Source organism: Amycolatopsis alkalitolerans, from assembly GCF_006152065.1.
Taxonomy (GTDB): domain Bacteria; phylum Actinomycetota; class Actinomycetes; order Mycobacteriales; family Pseudonocardiaceae; genus Amycolatopsis_E; species Amycolatopsis_E alkalitolerans.
This window is the reverse complement of the sequence record NZ_VDFW01000002.1, coordinates 330154-347441: the sequence shown is the minus strand read 5'-3', so window position 1 is coordinate 347441 and position 17288 is coordinate 330154. Positions and strand designations below refer to the sequence as shown.

At 68.7% G+C, this 17288-nt stretch carries 18 protein-coding genes; 5 read left to right on the top strand and 13 right to left on the bottom strand.

The features are described 5' to 3' along the window. Positions 1 to 6: 6 nt before the first annotated feature. On the top strand, positions 7 to 966 hold the full coding sequence (locus FG385_RS03740) for an IS5 family transposase (RefSeq protein ID WP_268815898.1): 960 nt from the start codon (positions 7 to 9) through the stop codon (positions 964 to 966). Here the strand turns inward: FG385_RS03740 and FG385_RS03735 are convergent. The 5 genes from FG385_RS03735 to FG385_RS03715 are packed head-to-tail and all read right to left on the bottom strand — an operon-like array spanning position 956 to position 3816. After that, entirely contained in the window at positions 956 to 1678 is a 723-nt protein-coding gene (locus tag FG385_RS03735) for an amidohydrolase family protein (protein WP_139095146.1), read from the bottom strand. The genes FG385_RS03740 and FG385_RS03735 overlap by 11 nt on opposite strands. Positions 1679 to 1727: 49 nt before the next feature. Further along, positions 1728 to 2090, bottom strand: coding sequence for an antibiotic biosynthesis monooxygenase family protein (locus tag FG385_RS03730; protein WP_139095145.1), 363 nt, complete (start codon positions 2088 to 2090; stop codon positions 1728 to 1730). 18 nt (positions 2091 to 2108) lie between these two features. Further along, on the bottom strand, positions 2109 to 2579 hold the full coding sequence (locus FG385_RS03725) for a hypothetical protein (RefSeq protein WP_139095144.1): 471 nt from the start codon (positions 2577 to 2579) through the stop codon (positions 2109 to 2111). 23 nt (positions 2580 to 2602) lie between these two features. Next, the gene (locus tag FG385_RS03720; RefSeq protein WP_139095143.1) at positions 2603 to 3256 is read right to left on the bottom strand and encodes a carboxymuconolactone decarboxylase family protein; all 654 of its coding nucleotides are present in this window, start codon (positions 3254 to 3256) and stop codon (positions 2603 to 2605) included. Between the two features lie 23 nt (positions 3257 to 3279). Continuing rightward, positions 3280 to 3816, bottom strand: coding sequence for a methyltransferase family protein (locus tag FG385_RS03715; RefSeq protein WP_139095142.1), 537 nt, complete (start codon positions 3814 to 3816; stop codon positions 3280 to 3282). A gap of 117 nt (positions 3817 to 3933) precedes the next feature. Here FG385_RS03715 and FG385_RS03710 point away from each other — a divergent pair, with 117 nt between their 5' ends. The 4 genes from FG385_RS03710 to FG385_RS03700 all read left to right on the top strand — a co-directional run bounded on the left by FG385_RS03710 (position 3934) and on the right by FG385_RS03700 (position 6287). After that, positions 3934 to 4578 (top strand): TetR/AcrR family transcriptional regulator, encoded by a 645-nt coding sequence (locus FG385_RS03710; RefSeq protein WP_200834280.1) that lies wholly within the window; start codon positions 3934 to 3936, stop codon positions 4576 to 4578. Between the two features lie 102 nt (positions 4579 to 4680). Then, a complete protein-coding gene (locus FG385_RS35250; RefSeq protein ID WP_200834279.1) occupies positions 4681 to 4947 on the top strand; it encodes an FAD-dependent monooxygenase in 267 nt (88 codons plus the stop codon). Beyond that, positions 4931 to 5887 carry an FAD-dependent monooxygenase gene (locus tag FG385_RS03705; protein ID WP_200834278.1) on the top strand — a complete coding sequence of 319 codons (957 nt, stop codon included), beginning with the start codon at positions 4931 to 4933 and terminating at the stop codon, positions 5885 to 5887. The genes FG385_RS35250 and FG385_RS03705 overlap by 17 nt, the downstream gene beginning before the upstream one ends. Before the next feature lie 130 nt (positions 5888 to 6017). Beyond that, entirely contained in the window at positions 6018 to 6287 is a 270-nt protein-coding gene (locus FG385_RS03700; protein ID WP_139095141.1) for a hypothetical protein, read from the top strand. Here the strand turns inward: FG385_RS03700 and FG385_RS03695 are convergent. The 8 genes from FG385_RS03695 to FG385_RS03660 form a co-directional block, all read right to left on the bottom strand. Further along, a complete protein-coding gene (locus FG385_RS03695) occupies positions 6245 to 6772 on the bottom strand; it encodes a VOC family protein (RefSeq protein ID WP_235022369.1) in 528 nt (175 codons plus the stop codon). The two genes, FG385_RS03700 and FG385_RS03695, sit on opposite strands and share 43 nt — an antisense overlap. A gap of 163 nt (positions 6773 to 6935) precedes the next feature. Beyond that, positions 6936 to 8609, bottom strand: a complete 1674-nt coding sequence (locus FG385_RS03690) for a (2,3-dihydroxybenzoyl)adenylate synthase (protein WP_139095140.1) — start codon at positions 8607 to 8609, stop codon at positions 6936 to 6938. After that, complete coding sequence (locus FG385_RS03685) at positions 8606 to 10918, bottom strand: hydantoinase B/oxoprolinase family protein (RefSeq protein ID WP_139095139.1); 2313 nt, start codon at positions 10916 to 10918, stop codon at positions 8606 to 8608. The genes FG385_RS03690 and FG385_RS03685 overlap by 4 nt, the downstream gene beginning before the upstream one ends. Further along, positions 10915 to 13032 carry a hydantoinase/oxoprolinase family protein gene (locus FG385_RS03680; protein ID WP_139095138.1) on the bottom strand — a complete coding sequence of 706 codons (2118 nt, stop codon included), beginning with the start codon at positions 13030 to 13032 and terminating at the stop codon, positions 10915 to 10917. Before FG385_RS03680 ends, FG385_RS03685 begins: the two co-directional genes overlap by 4 nt. A 117-nt stretch (positions 13033 to 13149) precedes the next feature. After that, positions 13150 to 14280, bottom strand: a complete 1131-nt coding sequence (locus FG385_RS03675) for an FAD-dependent monooxygenase (RefSeq protein WP_139095137.1) — start codon at positions 14278 to 14280, stop codon at positions 13150 to 13152. Further along, on the bottom strand, positions 14277 to 14852 hold the full coding sequence (locus FG385_RS03670; RefSeq protein WP_139095136.1) for a flavodoxin family protein: 576 nt from the start codon (positions 14850 to 14852) through the stop codon (positions 14277 to 14279). The genes FG385_RS03675 and FG385_RS03670 overlap by 4 nt, the downstream gene beginning before the upstream one ends. After that, positions 14849 to 15958, bottom strand: a complete 1110-nt coding sequence (locus tag FG385_RS03665) for an NADH:flavin oxidoreductase/NADH oxidase (protein WP_139095135.1) — start codon at positions 15956 to 15958, stop codon at positions 14849 to 14851. Before FG385_RS03665 ends, FG385_RS03670 begins: the two co-directional genes overlap by 4 nt. Next, entirely contained in the window at positions 15955 to 17274 is a 1320-nt protein-coding gene (locus FG385_RS03660) for an acetyl-CoA C-acetyltransferase (protein ID WP_235022368.1), read from the bottom strand. The genes FG385_RS03665 and FG385_RS03660 overlap by 4 nt, the downstream gene beginning before the upstream one ends. Positions 17275 to 17288: the final 14 nt, after the last annotated feature.

Here is a 17288-nt window from a genome sequence, read left to right as displayed (position 1 = left end):
CTGGGCGTGTCGACGCTGGTTATGAAGGAACTCCTGGTAGATCGAGCGGTGCTGAAGCGCCGTTCCACCAGGAGTTCCGTTGTTATCGTGCCGTATCTCCCCGGTGAGGTCGTGCCGGGCGGGGCATGTTGCCGTCTGGCCCCGTTCCACCAAGCCGCTGATCAGGGCCGTGCCCGTCGCTACCCGTCGGATACCACTGATGCCCAATGGGCAATGATCGATCCGTTGTTGCCGAACCCGGCCTGGCTGGCGGGCAAGGGCGGCCGCCGGGAAACGCATTGCCGCCGCCGCATCGTGGACGCGATCTTCTACGTGGTCGACAACGGCATCAAATGGCGAGCCCTGCCGTCGGACTTCCCGCCCTGGTCCACGGTCTACAACTACTTCGCCGCCTGGGAAGCCGTCGGCGTGACTCAAGACGTATTGGATGGGTTGCGGGACCGAGTCCGCCTCGCGGAAGGTCGCACAGCCAAACCTACGGCGGCAATCATCGATTCCCAGTCAGTGAAGGCCGCCGAAACCGTCGCGCGGTCGAGCCGAGGCTACGACGCGGGCAAGAAGATCAATGGCCGGAAACGGCATATCGCGGTGGACACCCTCGGTTTGCTGCTCTGCGTTCTGGTGACTGCGGCATCGGTACAAGACCGGGACGGTGCTCGCCCACTGTTGAGCTTGCTGGCGGCCTCCTGCCACCGCGTCCGGCTGATCTGGGCCGACGGCGGCTACTCCGGAAAGCTACTGGACTGGGCGAGAAACACCGTGAAGATCGCCGTCACGATCGTGAAGCGGTCCGATGACACCATCGGGTTTCAGGTCCTGCCCCGACGGTGGGTAGTGGAACGAACGCTGGCCTGGATCACCGGCCACCGTCGCTGTGTCCGTGACTACGAACGCCTACCCAAACATCACGAGGCGATGGTCCGCTGGAGCATGATTCGCATCACCACCCGCCGACTCACGACGTAGGTTCAGGAACGGACTCTGACAGGCGGGGGAATAGCCGGCGGGCGTTGCCGGAGGCGATTTGCCGTCGGTCTTCGGCCGTGAAGTGGGGGTAGTCGCTGATGCCGGTGACCGTGAGCGGGACCGCCGCGGGAGTCGCGAAGACGTAGTCGGTGCCGAACACGATATGGGAGCTGTCGACCAGGGTGGTCAGGGAGGCGAAGCAGTGCGGCGATGCCGACAGCGCGGTGTCGTAGTGGAAGGTGCCCAGGAAGTGGTCTGGGCCTTCCGGGAGGACGTTGTCCTTGAACCGGAGGTAGTAGCCGGCGTAGTTCGACAAGAGGAGCACACCGTCGAGGCGAAGTTCGTTGAAGGCGTAGTCGATCTCGGAGAGGCTGGCGTCCACATCCGGCACGGGGAGGGTGGCGAATCCGCCGAACCGCCCCGGGTGCTCCCGGATCAGCCGCGCGGCCGCCTCGTTCATTTCCCGGGCGAGCTGCCGCGCGGTCCGGCCGTCCGGATCCATGGCCGGGAAATACACCCCCGGCGCCGATATCGACAGGATCGCCGTCGCGATTCCGTTGGCGTCCATTACGTCCAGCGACTTGCGGGCACTCCACTTCGGGAGCTTCACCCCAAGTCCTTCCGAGATGCCGAGCTTGTGGAGTGCCGCGGCGTACTCGCGGGGTACGAAATGGTGGTGCAGGTCGATCGCACCGGCGACGTCAGGATTCATCGGAGCACACCCCCGTTTCGATCGTGCCGTACCACGTTGCGCGGCGCGGTCACAATTCGCCACCGGGGCTGACGTCGACGCTGAGCCGATAGACCGCCGGCCGGGAGGTCAGGTGCAAATCAGGGTCGTTCACCGCCCGCTGCACGGAGGCCAGCCATTCCGGGTTCGCCGTGGCCCGATCGAACGCGGCCTGATTCTCCCATTCGGCCACGTTGACGAAAGGGAACTCGGTCCCGTCATCCAGCGCACGATACATGCGGGCCCGGACGAATCCTGGCTGAGCGGCCATGATTCGGGCGTTTTCCCGCCACCGGCGCAGGAAGCGTTCAGATTCCAGGTCGGGGACGGTGAAGGCGTTGATCAAGGTAACCCTCATGTCGACTCCGGTGGGCCCGGTCACGGATTCGGCCATCGCTGGCACCTCCTTCTACTAGCCGCGGCGCTTGGTCTCGCTCGGTGAACGCTCTTCGGGATCCGGGTATCCGCTTCGTGCCGGTTGGCCACTTTGCGGTTCGGCGATTCGCGCGAAGCCGGTGGCCTGCCGCACCGCGATTCCGACTACGGCGATAGCGGTGGGAATGTGCACGACTAGCATGCTTTTCCCGGCGTGCCCGGCGCCGATCGCGATGACGACGAGCGCGAGCAGGACGATCCGGGTCGCGAGAACCGACGGCGTGTCGGGTTGTCGCCGGAACAGGGCGAGCGCGACCACCAGGCTGATCAGCGGGGGCAGCACGAGCGCATCGCCCAGTGCCTCGTGCCATGGGTGCCATTGGCCGTCACCCTGCAGGAACGCGCCGGCGGTCAGGCCCTGGGCGAGCACACCTACCGCGAGCAGCAGGCCCAGGGCCGCGGTCAGCCGCGGAGCGGCGACGGTCCGCTTTCTCCCGTGTGTGTCCATCCGATTTTCCACCCTCCACTGGATCATTGATGCGGGTCGTTGCGCGCGGCCAGGCCGGCCGGCGGGCTCGCGGGCTTGTTCGGTGCGGAGTGCCGCACCGGTACCGCACAGACCATGCCGTCGCTGAGCCCGGAGGAGCCGATGCCGAGAGCGAGGTTGAACCGTCCGCGCATGCTCTCCAGAGCGATGTGGTGGGTAAGTTCCACGATCTGAGCGTCGGTGAAGTGCTGTCGGAGCCGGCCGAAAAGAGCGTCGGTCACCTCGACGGGCGTGTGGCTCATCGCGACGGCGTAGTCGAGGACGAGCTTGTCCTGATCGGAGAACAGCGGGCTGGACTGGTATTCGGGCAGCGCGAGCAGCTCGGCGTCGGTGAGCCCCCACTGGTGGGCGATCACCGAGCCCAGGTCGATGCAGTATTCACATTGGGTCACGGTGGCGGCCTTGAGCTCGGCCAGTGCGTGCAGACGCGGGCTGAGAGTGTGGAGAGAGGCCGTGGCCCGTTCCAGCTTGACGTAGCCTTTGAACAACTTCGGCAGGTGTGCGTACATCTGCAGCGGCTGGATCACCTGCGTCACGTTCCTGCCGGCGGCCTTGGCCAAGCCGCGCCTGACAAACCAGTAGACGATCTTGATGCTCAGTCTCGCGTCCGCCGACGAGACCGGTGTGATGCGGGCCATGACCACTCCTCTCCGTATGCGGTTTACCGATCGCTGACCCTGCGCGACGTGACGGCGTGTTCCGGGAGGGTCAAGCGACGAAGCCGGGGCAACCAGGCCGGCACCGCGTGCCGGTACCGCTCGTATTCGGTGCCGAACCGGCGGGCCAGCCGAGGCTGTTCGTAGAACAGGACCGCCGCGGCGCTGACGCACCAGGCGATGGCGGTGTATCCGACGATCCGCACGGATCCGAACAGCAACGCCTCGCCGAGCAGCACGACCAGGAAGCCGACATAGATCGGGTTACGCACGTACCGGTAGAGACCACTCACCACCAGCCGGGGTGGCGACGCGGCGGGTACTGGAGTGCCGCCGGCGCGAACGAACGCGACGAACGCCTGCACGATCGGGACCACACCGAGACCGATCAGGACCGCGCCGACGACGATCGGGATCAGGCCGAAGGGCGCCGACCAGCGGACCGTCCAGTAACCCAGCAGGTATGGCAGCAGGCACCCGAACGTCCCGCCGACAGCAACCCCCCACCCTACGGCGACGACTGCAGCGAGTGACCTGCGCATTCTTTGAGAGTAGCACTGTCATTTCAAGAGTGCTACTCTCATCTGTATGAACATCGCCGAGCCGAGCATGGACGGTCCCGGCGCCGTAGCCACCGAGTGCGAGACGGCCTGATCACCATGCGACCAGAGACCGACGCCGGCAGGCCGGGAACAGGGCGGCAGGCCCGAACCCGGCTGGCACGCGCGGCGGTGGTCCAGGCGGCCCGCGCCCTGTTCGTCGAGCGCGGCTACCCGGCCACCACCGTGGAGATGATCAGCGAGCGTTCCGACGTTCCCCCGGCGACCGTGTACCGGCTGTTCTCCTCCAAGATCGGCATCCTCACCGCACTGATCGACACCGCCGTCACCGGTGCGGCAGGTGCGGGCGCGCTGGTGGACCAGCCGGCCGCGCAGGCCCTGCTCCGGGAACCCGATCCGGCCAAGCAGCTCGCCGGGTTCGCCGCGATCTGCCGGGAGACGAACGTCAGGACCGCACCGCTGTACCGCGTTCTGGTCGGCGCTGCCGCAGCCGACCGGGACGCGGCCGCTCTGGTCGCGGAGCGGACGGAATCCCGCGGCGCCGGGCAGCGGCAGATCGCCCGTGCCCTTGCCCGCGCCGGCGCGCTGCGACCGGGAGTCCGCGAACGCGACGCAGCCGACCTCATCCACGCACTCATGTCCCCCGAGGTGTTCCAGCTCCTCGTGGAGGACCGTGGCTGGTCAGCGAAGCGCTACGAGCATTGGCTGACGCAGACGCTCATCGACCAACTGCTCCCCCGGTGACCGGCACGAGCCGGCCGCCAGGCGATTGGAGCCTCCGGTCGCCGCGGCCTCGCCTCCTGACCCCCGTATACGGACACAGAGATTCGCAGTGAGGAGAAAGGGATGGGGCAGCTGTCGGCGGTGGTCGTGGGCGGAGGCATCGGCGGACTCGCGGTGGCGCGCGGGTTGATCCGGGCGGGGTGGGGGGTGCAGGTGCTCGAACAGGCGCCCGAACTCCGCCCGCTGGGCGCGGGAATCACGCTCGCGCCCAACGCGGTACGGGCGCTGGACGCCCTGGGGCTAGGCGGTGCGCTTCACGACCGCGCGATGGCCCAAGGCGCCGCCGGCATCCGTGTCAGGCGGGCGATGGATCATGCACACCCGCCTTGACGCCCTGGAGGCCATGTTCGGAGTCCCGGCGTTCGCCTTGCACCGTGCCGACCTGCACCAGCTGCTCACCGACTCCGTGCAGGACGCCGAGCTGCGGACCGGGCACCGGGTGCTCAACATCGCGCAACGGCCCGACGGCCGCGCGACCGTGACGTACGAACGGCCGGACGGCGAGTCAACGGCCACCGCCGAAGTGACAGCCGACCTGGTGGTCGCCGCCGACGGTCTCCACAGCACCATCCGCACGACGCTGCTTCCCGCCTACCCCGGCCCCGCCTATGCCGGCTACGTCGTCTGGCGCGGGATCGTCCCCGCCGAACGAGCAGCAGCTCTGGAACAGCACGCGGTGACCGAAACGTGGGGCCGCGGCCAGCGGTTCGGCATCGTCCCTCTCACCGACGGGCGGACATACTGGTTCGCCGCGGCGTCGGCCCCCGCGGGCACACACACCGACGACGAGCTCGCCGGCCTCCAGACGCGGTACCGGGACTGGCATCGGCCCATCCCCGAGTTGCTCGCCGCCACCCCGCCGGCTGCGGTGCTGCGCCACGACATCTACTACCTGCGCCAACCGCTGCCAACCTACGTCGCCAACCGGGTCGCGCTGCTGGGCGACGCGGCGCACGCCATGACTCCCGACCTTGGTCAGGGCGCCTGCCTGGCACTTGAGGACGCGGCCACCCTCGCCGGCTTCGCCCGTGAACCGGACATCGACGCCGCCCTCCGACGCTACGACCACGCGCGCCGCCCCCGCACCCAGCGCCTGGTACGCGAGTCCGCCCGCATCGGCCGCATAGCGGCGTGGAGCCACCCAGCCGCGGCGGCGTTCCGCAACGCTCTGGTGAGCCTCATTCCAGCCCGGCGGTACCTGCGCTCCAGTGCGGACACCTACGCCTGGACCCCACCTCCCGATCCCGACGCCATACCCGCCGAGAGATGAGGTCGACAGAAACCGGTCCCTCAACCAGGGCCTCGATCAGCGGCGGGGTGCGACGGGAGAAGGGCGTAGGCAGCCCTGAACGTTCACGGGCGCCCCGACAGTACTGGCCTGGTGGTTCCGGCTCGACGGCTTGACCGTCCTGATTGGACTGACCTGGCTGGGCACCCTCGCCGGACAACTCATGGTGGTGGTGAAGCAGTTCACCGCCGCGCAGCGGGCTCGCCGGTCAGAGCGGTGGCGGCGGCTTCCCAGGAAAACGCTGACGAGCAGCTTCGCCCGCCTCGCCGGCGTCGTCTCGCCCCTGATCTTCGGCTTCCTCCTCGGCGCCTCGGGCAGCGCCGGGATAAGGGTTGCTCATCACGATGCGGGGGAAGCGAAGGGATTGGCCTCGGCATGGTGATGACCCCAGACGTCCGATACCCCGAAATCGTGCGGAACCCAGCCGTCGGTCACCTCGATGCCGCCGCACCCGATCTCGAGGTGGAACCCGCTGGGATTCCTGACGTAGAAAGAAATCGCCTTGTCGTTCATATGCCGGCCGAGGCTGATGGAGATCGGTACGCCGTTGGCCCGGGCCCGGTCGTGAGCCCGTCCGACATCGTCGATCGAACCGTGCTCGATCTCGAGGTGGTGGATCGACGGTGTCTCCGCGTGCGCGAGCGCGATGCTGTGGTGGGTCGCGTTGCAGCGGAGGAAGTACAGGCCGGGAGCGCGATAGTCGGTCAGCCGGAACTCGAGCACGGACTCGTAGAGTTCGCGGAGTTCGTCGAGCTTGGGACTGGCCAGGACGAGGTGACCGAGGCCGGTGGCGCCGGGACGCGCGCCGGCCGGGAACGAGGCGTTGGTGATGGTGTCCTCGTCGGTGACGATCTCGAAGCAGCGCATGAGACCGTGGTGGACAGCGTGCCTGGCGCCAGCTCTGTATGTAACGCTCACTCTGCAACGTCCACGACACGGTGGCCAGACCCGGGTTCCCCCGTCCACGAGGAGCCCGGTTCGCGACTCCGGGCAGCCAGTACAGGGTGAAGACAGGAGGTACCTGCGCCAGTCAGCCGGCGGCCCGCTCGGTGACCTTGGCGGCGACCTCGGCACGCAGGTGTTTCTTGTCGACCTTGCCGACAGTGGTCCGGGGCAAGGCGGGCACCCACTCCAGCCGCTCCGGCCATTTGAACTTCGCGACTCCCAGGCCTTCGAGGTGATGCTGGATCTCGGTGAGGCTGAGCCGGGTCTCGTCGGTGGAGACGAGATACGCACAGGTCTTCTCACCGAGCCGTGCGTCGGGCATGGCGACGACCGCCGCCGCGGTGATGCGGTCGTGGCGCGCCAGCAGCATCTCGACCTCCTCGGCGTTGATCTTCTCGCCGCCGCGATTGATCAGGTCCTTGATGCGCCCCTCGATGACGACGTGACGGCGCCCTCCGGCAAGGCGGATCGCGGCCAGGTCCCCGGTCCGGTAGAAGCCGTCCGAGGTGAACGCGGTCGCGTTGTGTGCGGGTGCGTCGAAGTAGCCCGCGATCGTGTAGGGGCCGCGGCAGCAGAGTTCGCCGACCTCACCGGCCGGCAATTCGTCCTCTGAGGACAGATCGAGGATCCGCACTTCGTCGCTCGGCGCGATCGGTACGCCGACGGTGGTCTGCCGCGCTTCCGCGGGCGAGTCCAGGGGGCTGACCGTGAACAACCCCTCCGACATGCCGAACATCTGGCCGGCCCACCGGCTCTGCCCGTCGTCGACGCGCGCGAAGAGCTCGGGGCTGACCTTGGCGCCGGAGAGCACCGAGCGGCGCAAGGCGCGCCGTGCCCGGTCGAACTCCGGCCGCAGCAGCGCCTGGTAGTGGCCGTGGCCGAACAGGGCCTCCGTGGCGCCGTGCTCGGCCATGAGCGCGAAGGCCCGGCGGGCATCGGGTGTGGCGAGCAGCAGGCACGCCCCGACGGAGTGGGCCGCGTGCAGGGCGCACGAGATGCCCGCGTTGTGGACCAGCGGGATCAGGTGCGCGACCCGGCTGTGCTCGTCCCAGCCGAGGTGACGGGCGTAGAACAGGGCGTTGTTCCAGTACTCGGCGTGGATGCGGGGAATCACCTTGGGCACCCCGGTGGTGCCGCCGGAGAGCTGGAAGACCGCGACGTCCAGCGGATCCGTGGCCTGTTCCACGGCCTCGACCACGGCACGGGCGCGGCCGGAGTCGATGGACGCGCCGACGTCCTCGATCCGGGCCGGCGCGCCTGGCTCCGGATCTCCGCCGATGGTCAGGACATGGCGCAGTGTGGGGTGGCCCGCGGCGACCTCGCGGGCGAATCCGGCGAGGTCGAAGCCGAGGCCTCGTTCGACCAGGTGGCCGACCGCCCCCACCGCCCGGCTGACGTGGCCGATCTCGTGCATCCGGTGCGCCGCCAAGGTGGCGACCGGCACCAGCCCGGCCTTGAGGCATCCGTACCACGCCAGGACCGTCGCCATGCGGTTGGTCACCTGGAACAGCACCGGGTCCAGCCGCCGGAACCCGAGGTCGATCAGCCCGGCGGCGATCTGGTCGGTGCGCGCGTCGAGGTCCGCGTAGCTGAGCTCGCCCTCGGCGGTGATGACCGCCGGCCGCCGGGGAAACCGGGTTGCGACCTCGTGGAGCCGCCGGCTGGTGGGAGCGTCGCTCCACTCGCCGGTCGCACGGTAGCGCGCCGCCCGCTCGGCCGGAACGCTCACCAGGCGCCCGTCCCAGTCCGAGTGGCTCATCGGGATGCGCTGCTCGGCATCAGCCGGCCGATGTCGAGGGCGTGGTCGGGGTGGTCGGCGGGCACCAGGCCGGAGTAGACGGCCGTCCAGCAACCCGGGCAGAAGAGCTGGCGGAACACCACCTCGTCATCGAGGTAGGTGGCCGGGTCGGCGGTGACCTGCGGACCGGCAGCGCGGGCGGGCCCGTCGAGCCTGGCCAGCGCCAGGGTGGCGTCCGTGCGCGCATCGCCCAGCTGACGGCCGCAATGGCGGCAGGCCACCACGAGGCCGCCGCCTGCCCTGACCTCGGCCAGGTTGTCGTCCAGCCGGACCGCGGTAGCGAGATCCACGGTCCGCGGCTCCCCGGCCGGAATGGTGGCCTGGGTGGCGCGGTGCCGGCGGATCTCGGCACGCCGGCGCCCGGTCGCCGCCTCGTCGACGGTGTCACCGGACAGTACGACGCCGTAGGTCTCCGCCGACCCGTCCGCCGTGACCTTGCCCGCGTGGTAGTCGGCCAGGACGGCGGACGGTTCGCGCAGCACCGGGTCGCCATACCCGCCGCCGCCCTGCCAGTTCAGGTAGAGGACGTCGTCCGGGGCCAGATAGGAGGTGTCGTAGCAGGCGCGCAACTCCTGGGTGCCGGCGACGATCTCCAACGTGGTCGGGAGGATGCCGGACCGGAAGGCGGCCTTGACGCTGGAGCCGCGGGCCACGATCCCGATGGCGGTGTTGCCGGGGTAACCACCGGCCAGGCCGTTGTTCTGGGCGACCCCCTTGCCGGAGGAGGCCACGACCAGCCCCATGGGCGTGCCCGTGCCGTAAGGGATCATGGCGCTGGAGCCGCTGACGCCACCGCGATGCCGGCCCGGACCGCCCGAGTCGGGTTCCTCGCGGCGCCACAGCGTCATCAGCGGGTAGAGGTACTCGACCATTTCCACGTCGGGGATCCGGCCCATCGGGATGCAGTTGAGGCCGCCGGTGTCCATCCCGTCCTGCCGCGGGCGCGCGCCGTAACCGGCGGCCATCACGTCCATCACGATGTTGATGAAGGGGGCCGGTTCGCCGCCGCGGGCGTCGACGCCGGCCAGGACCGCGGTGTCGTGCGTGCCGCAGCAGCTGGCCTGAACGCTGTCGCCGAACTCGACGGTCCGGTCGAGCATCTGCGAGAGGCATTCCGCGATCAGCGATCCGGTCAGCCACGCCGGGCCGATCGGGCCCCGGCTGACCGCGGCGGGGAAGGTGGCGTTGTTGAGCGTCCCTTCCTCCGAGACGATGTCGAAGCAGCGCAGCAGGCCACCGGCGGACCACGGGATGTCATGCGCGAGCACGGGCAGGAGCGCGAGCATGGCGCCCCCGCGCATACCGGCGTAGGTGCAGTTGATGACGCCGGCTTGCGGATCGGTACCGGTGAAGTCGAAGGTGAGGTGGTCCCCTTTTTTCGTCATCGCGACGGTGATCTTGTGGACTCCGCGGTCGCCTTCGCGCGCCTGGTCCTGATAGCCGGTGGCGTGCCAGGTGCCGTCGGGAACGCGGCGGAGCTTGTCGCGCAGCCGCTGTTCGGCGTCGTTCATCATGCGCTTCATGACGGCCTTGACGGTGTCGGCGCCGTACTGTTCGACGACCGCCTCGAGCCGGTTGCGGCCCACTGTGTTCGCGCCGACCTTGGCGCGCAGGTCGAGCCCGACCAGCAGCGGCACCCGGGAGCGGCGGATCCACAGGTCGGCGATGTCCTCCTGGAGCTCGAAATCGCGGACGACACGCACCGGCGGGGTGGGAACCGCCTCGGAGAAGACGTCCTGTGCCGCGGGGTCGAAGGAGCCGAGTCCGACACCGCCCAGGTCGGGCTCATGGCATACCGCGCTGGTCCACGCGAAGAGCCGCCCGTCGACGAAGATGGGCTGGAAGACGATGACGTCGTTCTGGTGCAGACCCCCGCCGACCCACGGGTCGTTGCACAGGAACATGTCGCCCTCGCGAACGGTGCGGTTCCGCAGGGTCCAGTAGATCGCCAGATCGACCGCACCGGCCAGCATCGTGTTGTAGAGGCCGACCTGGACTTCCTGGCCGAGCTCGTCGCTGATCGCGAAGTCGAAGTCGTTGGCGTCCGTGACGACCGGCGAGCCGGACATGCGTTTGAGGGTTTCGCCCATCTCGTCGGTGACCGACCACAGGCGGTGCCGGATCACCTCGTAGGTGAGCGGGTCCAGTGCCTCGATCTGCTCATCGGTCACGGTGTGCCGCGGCGGGGAGTCCGGCAACTGGCCGGCGAACCGGAGCGGGTCGATGGGACGGCTGGCGAACGCGGCCGAACCGGGAATGTGCATGGTCATCGTGGCTGCTCCTGGCTGGCGGCGATGGTGAGGTTGCCGAGGTGATCGATCGTCCCGGTGGCGCCGTGCGGCACGACGACGGTCGTTGTGGGGACCTCGATGATGGCGGGGCCGGGGATGACGTGGCCGCGGGCGAGCTTGCGGTAGTCGTAGACGCCGGTATCGACGTAACCGGTCGCCCCGTCAAGGCAGACCGGCCTCGTCCCCGTGCGGGCCGCCGAGGCGTCGCTCGAGCCCGCGACGCCGATGCCGGGCAGCTCGGGTGAAAACGGCAGGACACCCGTGGCGCGCACCCGGAACGTGATCGCCTGGATGCCCGCGCCGCGGAAGCCCGTGCCCTCGCCGTACAGCTCGGCATACTTGCGCTCGAACCAGGTCGCGGCGGCGTCGAGACCGGGCTGGTCCATGGCGTCGCCCGCTACCGGCACGGCGATCTCGGCCAGCTGGGCGGTGAACCGCATGTCGATCTCGCGCTCGATTCCGATCGAGGTGAAGGAGAGCCCCTGGCGCGCGAGCGCCTCGCGGACCTGTGCCTCGAGCTCCTCGAAACTCTTGCGCACCTTCTCCGGGTCCAGCGGGATCGCGCTCGGCACGGAGAGCTCGGTGGCCAGCACGACGTCGGAGGAAGCGAGTCCGTAGGCCGAGAAGGCAGAGGCGACCTGGCCCAGCGGGACCACGACCTGCTTCACTCCGACTTCGGCGGCGTAGCCGGCACAGTGCGCCGGGCCGGATCCGCCGAAGGCGTACACGATGAAGTTCCGCGGATCGTGCCCGGCCTCGACGACCGTCTTGCGCAGGAGGTCACCGGTCTGTGCGTTCTGCACGGCGTAGATGGCGGACGCGGCGTCCTCCACGCTCAACCCCAATGGCTCAGCGATGCGGGTCCGGATCGCCTCGCGGGCGAGCTCCATGGAGAGCTTCTTCTTCCCGCCGAGAAGCCCGCTCTCGGGGAGGATGCCCAGAACCAGATTGGCGTCGGTGTTGGTGGGTTCGGTGCCCCCCTGGCCGTAGCACGCCGGACCGGGCACCGCCTGGGCGCTGCGCGGTCCGATGTGGAGGTTTCCACCGGGGTCCACCCAGGCGATCGCGCCGCCACCGGATCCGATGGCGTGGACCTCCAGGCTGGGCACATTGATCGGATGGTGATTGATGATGGTGGTCGTGGCGCGCACCGGCTCGCCGTCGACGATCAGTCCGGCGAGGAACGTCGTGCCGCCCACGTCCGTGGCGATGATGTTGCGGTGGCCCAGTTGCCGTCCTAGGGACAGCGCGCCGACCACACCACCGGTAAGCACCGAGCCCACCGTGCTGATCGCGCCTCGCGGCGCTTCGGCGGCCGCGATGGCGCCGCCGTTGCTCTGCATCACCAGCAGGGGGCCGGCGAGCTTGTGGTCGCGCAGCTTGGTCTCCAGCTCGCCGAGATAGTCGCGCAGGCCGGGGCCGATCTGTGCGCTCATGATCGTGGTGGCACTGCGCGAGAACTCCCGGATGCGCGGGCTGACCTCGCTGGAGAGGCTGACGAACACGACCGGATCGATCTCGTGGACCAGCTCCCGGAGCCGGCGCTCGTGGACGGGATTGCGGAACGACCACAGCAACGAGACCGCGATCGCGGCGACGCCGTCGGCCACGAGCGCGCGGATCGCGTCGCGTGCGGCGTCCTCGTTCAGGGGAACGACGACGTTGCCGTCCCGGTCGATGCGCTCGATCACTTCGAGCGCGCGTTTCTTGGGCAGGAGGGCGTGTGTCTTCGTCTGCCCCATCACGTTCTGCAGCTGGTCCGGAGAACGACCCAGATAGCGCCCCTCGACGTTCATGATGTAGAGCGAGTCCCGGTGGCCCGCCGTGGTGAGGAACCCGACCGCCGGCACGTTGCCGGTCACCAGCGCGTTCAGCGACGAAGTCGTCCCGTGCGCGATGTGGTGGGTGTCGGCGAGCATGTCCTCCAGGCTGAGGTCCAGCTGCCCGGCCAGGGCATCGAGGGCGTCGACGACGCCGACGGAGTAGTCCGGGGGTGAAGACGGCGACTTGGCCGCGATGAGCGTGCCCTCGTTGTCGTCGAGCACGGCGTCGGTGAACGTGCCACCGACGTCGACTCCGATCACATAGGCCATGGCAGTGCACTCCTTCGTGCGCGCTCGGGCGAAGGGGAGTCACCACTCCCGACTTGACGGACTCGTCGATTCTTAAACGTCACCGACAACATGTCAAGCGGTGTGCCTGGCCGGGTGTCAGGGCTGCGGCGTCTCGTATGCGCTCATCATCTCGGGATTCCTGCGCCGGAACTCCTCGTAGCGCACCCGGCCGGTCCGCATGACGTACTCCAGCGTCATCTTGGCGAGATCGCGGGGCGGCCGGTCCTGGAGCCGTTCGTACCAGCCGATGCTGCGGACGGCGGCCCGCTGGAAGGCTTCCGCGACGTCACGGCGGCTCTCCTCGTACGAGCGGAACGCCGCCGGTACGTCCCAGCTGGCGGAGACGAGAGCGTCCACCAGGTATACGGCATCACGCATGGCGAAACGTGTTCCCGACCCCAGGGAAGGATGGACGGTGTGCAGCGCGTCCCCGAGCAACGTCACGTTGTCGTGGCTCCACGATCCCGCGCACCGGACGAACTTCGGTTGAAACCAGAGCGACTTGTTGGTGTAGAGACGACCGCCGTGCAGGGACTCGGCGAAGATCTCTTCACAACGTAGCCGCGATGCCTCTTCGCCGAGAGTGTCGAAGCGCGCGCCGTAGTACGCCTCCGGGGACAACTCCACCAGAAAATTGCTCCGGTCGGGCGAGTACTGGGAGGCGTGGCCGACGAAGACCCCCTCAGGACGATTCAGGAAAATCAGCGACGGGGTCCCGAACAGCTGGGCTGTCCCGTACCACGCGAACCAGTTGTTCCCATAGCTGATATCCGGCTTGAACACCTCGGAAAACATCTCGCGAACCCGGCTGTTGACACCGTCCGCGCCGACGACGAGGTCCCAGCCCGCCAGCTCGTCACTCGTTTCGACTCGTTCGTTGTGCGCGAATGTCACGCCCGCCGCTCGTCCCCACTGCTGGAGCTTTTCCAGCAGGACGATGCGCGCGACGCGATAAAAGGTGGACGCGTGCACTCGCAACGACTTGCCGTCGAGCGTGAATTCCATCTCGTCGGTGACATCGGCGCCATCGGACAGATCGGAAACGACCTCGGGGGCTGAGGGTCGCAGGGCGTCGAGCGCGGAGTCCGTCAGCCCGATTCCCCATCCGTAGGTCGCGTCCGCGGGATTCTGCTCCACGACGTGCACCGCGATATCCGGCCTCGCGCGCTTGAGCAGGATCCCGAAAAAGAGCCCACCCGGCCCCCCACCGACTACCAAGACCTTCATTTCTCAACCCTCTCTGAGACCCGCCAGCGAAGCGCTGCGAGTGCGACCCGGCGGCCAAGTGCTTCGGCCGTCGCCACGTCGCTTTCCGGCGTTCCGTCCATTCCGAGATCGACATCGGATTTCGCCATCGCGCCCGCGTAGGAGCCCAATCGATTCAAGCCGGCCGAGGCGGAGGTGCTGCCGCCGTCTGGCAAACCCAAACCGACCCACACCATCCCGTGCTGCATCGCGAACAGCATCAACTGGACGAGCGTGTTGAGTTTGTCGCCGCTGTACCCACCGGAGTTGGTGAAGCCGGCCGCGAGTTTGTCCTTCCACCCTTGCTTCAGCCAGATCCCCGACGTCGCGTCCATGAACTCCTTGAACCCGGCGGACGGCCCAGCCATATAGGTGGGGCACCCCAGTACGAGCGCGTCATAGCCGTCAAGCTGGTGCGGGTCACCGGCGGCGTCCTCCGCGAAGACCATGCGCGCGCTGGTTCCTGGCACGGTTACGACTCCTTCGGCGACCGCACGCGCCAATGCGGCGGTGTGGCCGAAGCCGCTGTGGTAGACGATTCCGACTGATGTCATCGGTCCTCCGTTCTCGTGGCACGTGTCACCGGCCACGCCCCCTTCAGGTACTGGGTGGGATAGGGCGTCTCGTCGCGCGCGATGCCGAAGACGTGGGCCGCCCGCAATGGCCATGAGGGCTCGCGCAGCGCCGCGCGAGCCAGCAGGACCGCGTCCGCGGAGCCGTCGGCGAGGATGCCCTCCGCTTGTTCCGGTTCGGTGATCAAGCCGACCGCGCCGGTGGGAATCCCGGCAGCGGCACGCACCTGCCGCGCGAACGGAACCTGGTATCCGGGGCCGACGGTGATGCGACCGGGCGCCACCACTCCCCCGGACGAGACATCGATCAGATCGACGCCGAGGGGCTGGATCCGTGCGGCGAGTTCGGCGGTGTCCTCGACCGTCCAGCCGCCGTCCACCCATTCGGTCGCCGACAACCGCACGAAAAGTGGTTTGTGGCCGGGCCATTCCTTGCGGACGGCCTCGACGATCTCGACCAGCAGCCTGGTCCGGTTGTCGAACGATCCGCTGTAGTCGTCGGTGCGGAAGTTCGACAGCGGCGAAAGGAATTGGTGGATCAGATAGCCGTGTGCCGCATGCAGTTCGACGACGTCGAAGCCCGCACGGTCGGCGCGAGCCGCGGCGGCGGCGAAGGCCCGCACGGTGTCGGTGATGTCGTCCCGGGTCATCTCGCGGGGAGTGTCGAGACCGTCGAGAGCCACCGGCGACGGGCCCACCGGGGGCCAGCCGCCTTGGGCCGCGGGGATCGTCCCGGCCCGGCGGAGCGCGAGCGCCCAGGTGGACGCCTTGCGTCCCGCGTGCGCGAGCTGCACGCCGATCGCGGTGTGCTGGCTGTGGGCGAAGGCGGTGATCCGGGCCCAGGCGGACTGCTGGGCGTCGTTCCACAGACCGGTGTCCTGCGGGCTGATCCGTCCTTCCGGGAGGACGGCCGTGGCTTCGGTCAGGACGAGTCCGAACCCTCCGGCCGCGCGGGCACCGAGATGCACCAAGTGCCAGTCCGCCGGGACGCCGTCGCGGGATTCGACGCTGTACTGGCACATCGGCGCCAGCCACACCCGGTTCTTCAGCTCGAGTTCCCGTAGCCGCAGGGGTGAGAACAGTTTCACGACAGCCGCTCCAGTACGACGGCCATGCCCTGTCCCCCGCCGACGCACATGGTCACCAGGCCGGTCTGCTTGTCGTGCCACCGCAACGAGTTGATCATCGTGGTGACCAGGCGCGCCCCGGTCATCCCGAACGGATGCCCGACCGCGATCGCCCCGCCGTTGACGTTGAGCCGCTCCAGGTCGATCCCGAGTTCCCGTTGTGACGCGAGGACCTGCGCGGCGAAGGCTTCGTTGATCTCGACGAGATCGATCTGCGCCATGGTCATCCCGGCGTGGGCGAGCGCGTTCGCCGAGGCCTGGACCGGGCCGGCGCCCATGATCTCGGGGCTCAGCCCGGACACGCCGGTGGCGAGCACGCGGGCCAGTGGCGCCAGCCCGAGCTCGCGGGCCCGTGTGCCGCTCATGACCACGAGCGCCGCGGCGCCGTCGTTGAGCGGGCAGCAGTTGCCCGCGGTCACCGTGCCGTCCGGCCGGAAGACCGGTTTGAGCCCAGCCAGTCCCTCGAGGGTGACATTCGGTCGGGGTCCGTCGTCGCGGGACACCAGCTCACCGTCCGGCGTGCGGACCGGGGTGATCTCCCGCTCCCAGAAGCCGCTCGCGATGGCTTCCTGCGCGCGGTGCTGGCTGCGGCAGGCGAACTCGTCCTGGTCCTCCCGGCTCACCCCGTAGCGCTGTGCGACGTTCTCCGCCGTCTGCCCCATGGCGATGTAGATGTCGGGCAGTTCGCCGGTCTCGCGGGGATCGCGCCATTCGACACCGCCGTCGGCGGCACGCGCGGTGCGGTCGCGAGCGTAGTCGAACTTCGGGTTCATGGTGTCCGGCAAGGAATCGCTGTTGCCCTTGTCGTAGCGGCTGACGGTTTCGACGCCCGCGGCCACGAACGCCGAGCCTTCGCCTGCTTTGACGGCGTGACAGGCCATGCGCAGGGTCTGCAGGCTGGACGCGCAGTAGCGGGTGACGGTGGCCCCCGGGACCGTGTCCAGTCCTACTGTGCCGTTCGTTACTAATCCGACCACAGTCACGGCTATCCGGCTTGCGTGGCAACGGTTACGTAGTGCTCGGTGTCCGCCTACTTTTGGCCGGATTAGTAACAGGACAGAGACGGCACGCGCCATGTTGTGGCCCTGTTCACCGCCGGGGCAGCCGCAGCCGAGCAGCAGATCGTCGATGTGTGCGGGGTCGAGCGCCGGGACCTTGTCCAGGGCCGCGGAGACCATCGCGGCGGCGAGGTCGTCCGGGCGCATCGCGGCGAGTGATCCCTTGACCGCACGACCGACCGGCGAACGGGCGGTCGACACGATGACGGCGTCGGGCATGTGACGGGCCTCCT

Excerpts from the sequence above, each read along its gene's own strand:
- FG385_RS03660 (WP_235022368.1), bottom strand. The coding sequence starts at position 17,274 with ATGCCCGACGCCGTCATCGTGTCGACCGCCCGTTCGCCGGTCGGTCGT.
- FG385_RS03705 (WP_200834278.1), top strand. The coding sequence starts at position 4,931 with ATGCACACCCGCCTTGACGCCCTGGAGGCCATGTTCGGAGTCCCGGCG.
- FG385_RS03720 (WP_139095143.1), bottom strand. The coding sequence starts at position 3,256 with ATGGCCCGCATCACACCGGTCTCGTCGGCGGACGCGAGACTGAGCATC.
- FG385_RS03690 (WP_139095140.1), bottom strand. The coding sequence starts at position 8,609 with ATGAGCCACTCGGACTGGGACGGGCGCCTGGTGAGCGTTCCGGCCGAG.
- FG385_RS03685 (WP_139095139.1), bottom strand. The coding sequence starts at position 10,918 with ATGACCATGCACATTCCCGGTTCGGCCGCGTTCGCCAGCCGTCCCATC.
- FG385_RS03715 (WP_139095142.1), bottom strand. The coding sequence starts at position 3,816 with ATGCGCAGGTCACTCGCTGCAGTCGTCGCCGTAGGGTGGGGGGTTGCT.
- FG385_RS03675 (WP_139095137.1), bottom strand. The coding sequence starts at position 14,280 with ATGAAGGTCTTGGTAGTCGGTGGGGGGCCGGGTGGGCTCTTTTTCGGG.
- FG385_RS03710 (WP_200834280.1), top strand. The coding sequence starts at position 3,934 with ATGCGACCAGAGACCGACGCCGGCAGGCCGGGAACAGGGCGGCAGGCC.
- FG385_RS03725 (WP_139095144.1), bottom strand. The coding sequence starts at position 2,579 with ATGGACACACACGGGAGAAAGCGGACCGTCGCCGCTCCGCGGCTGACC.
- FG385_RS03730 (WP_139095145.1), bottom strand. The coding sequence starts at position 2,090 with ATGGCCGAATCCGTGACCGGGCCCACCGGAGTCGACATGAGGGTTACC.
- FG385_RS03680 (WP_139095138.1), bottom strand. The coding sequence starts at position 13,032 with ATGGCCTATGTGATCGGAGTCGACGTCGGTGGCACGTTCACCGACGCC.
- FG385_RS35250 (WP_200834279.1), top strand. The coding sequence starts at position 4,681 with ATGGGGCAGCTGTCGGCGGTGGTCGTGGGCGGAGGCATCGGCGGACTC.
- FG385_RS03695 (WP_235022369.1), bottom strand. The coding sequence starts at position 6,772 with ATGCGCTGCTTCGAGATCGTCACCGACGAGGACACCATCACCAACGCC.
- FG385_RS03670 (WP_139095136.1), bottom strand. The coding sequence starts at position 14,852 with ATGACATCAGTCGGAATCGTCTACCACAGCGGCTTCGGCCACACCGCC.
- FG385_RS03735 (WP_139095146.1), bottom strand. The coding sequence starts at position 1,678 with ATGAATCCTGACGTCGCCGGTGCGATCGACCTGCACCACCATTTCGTA.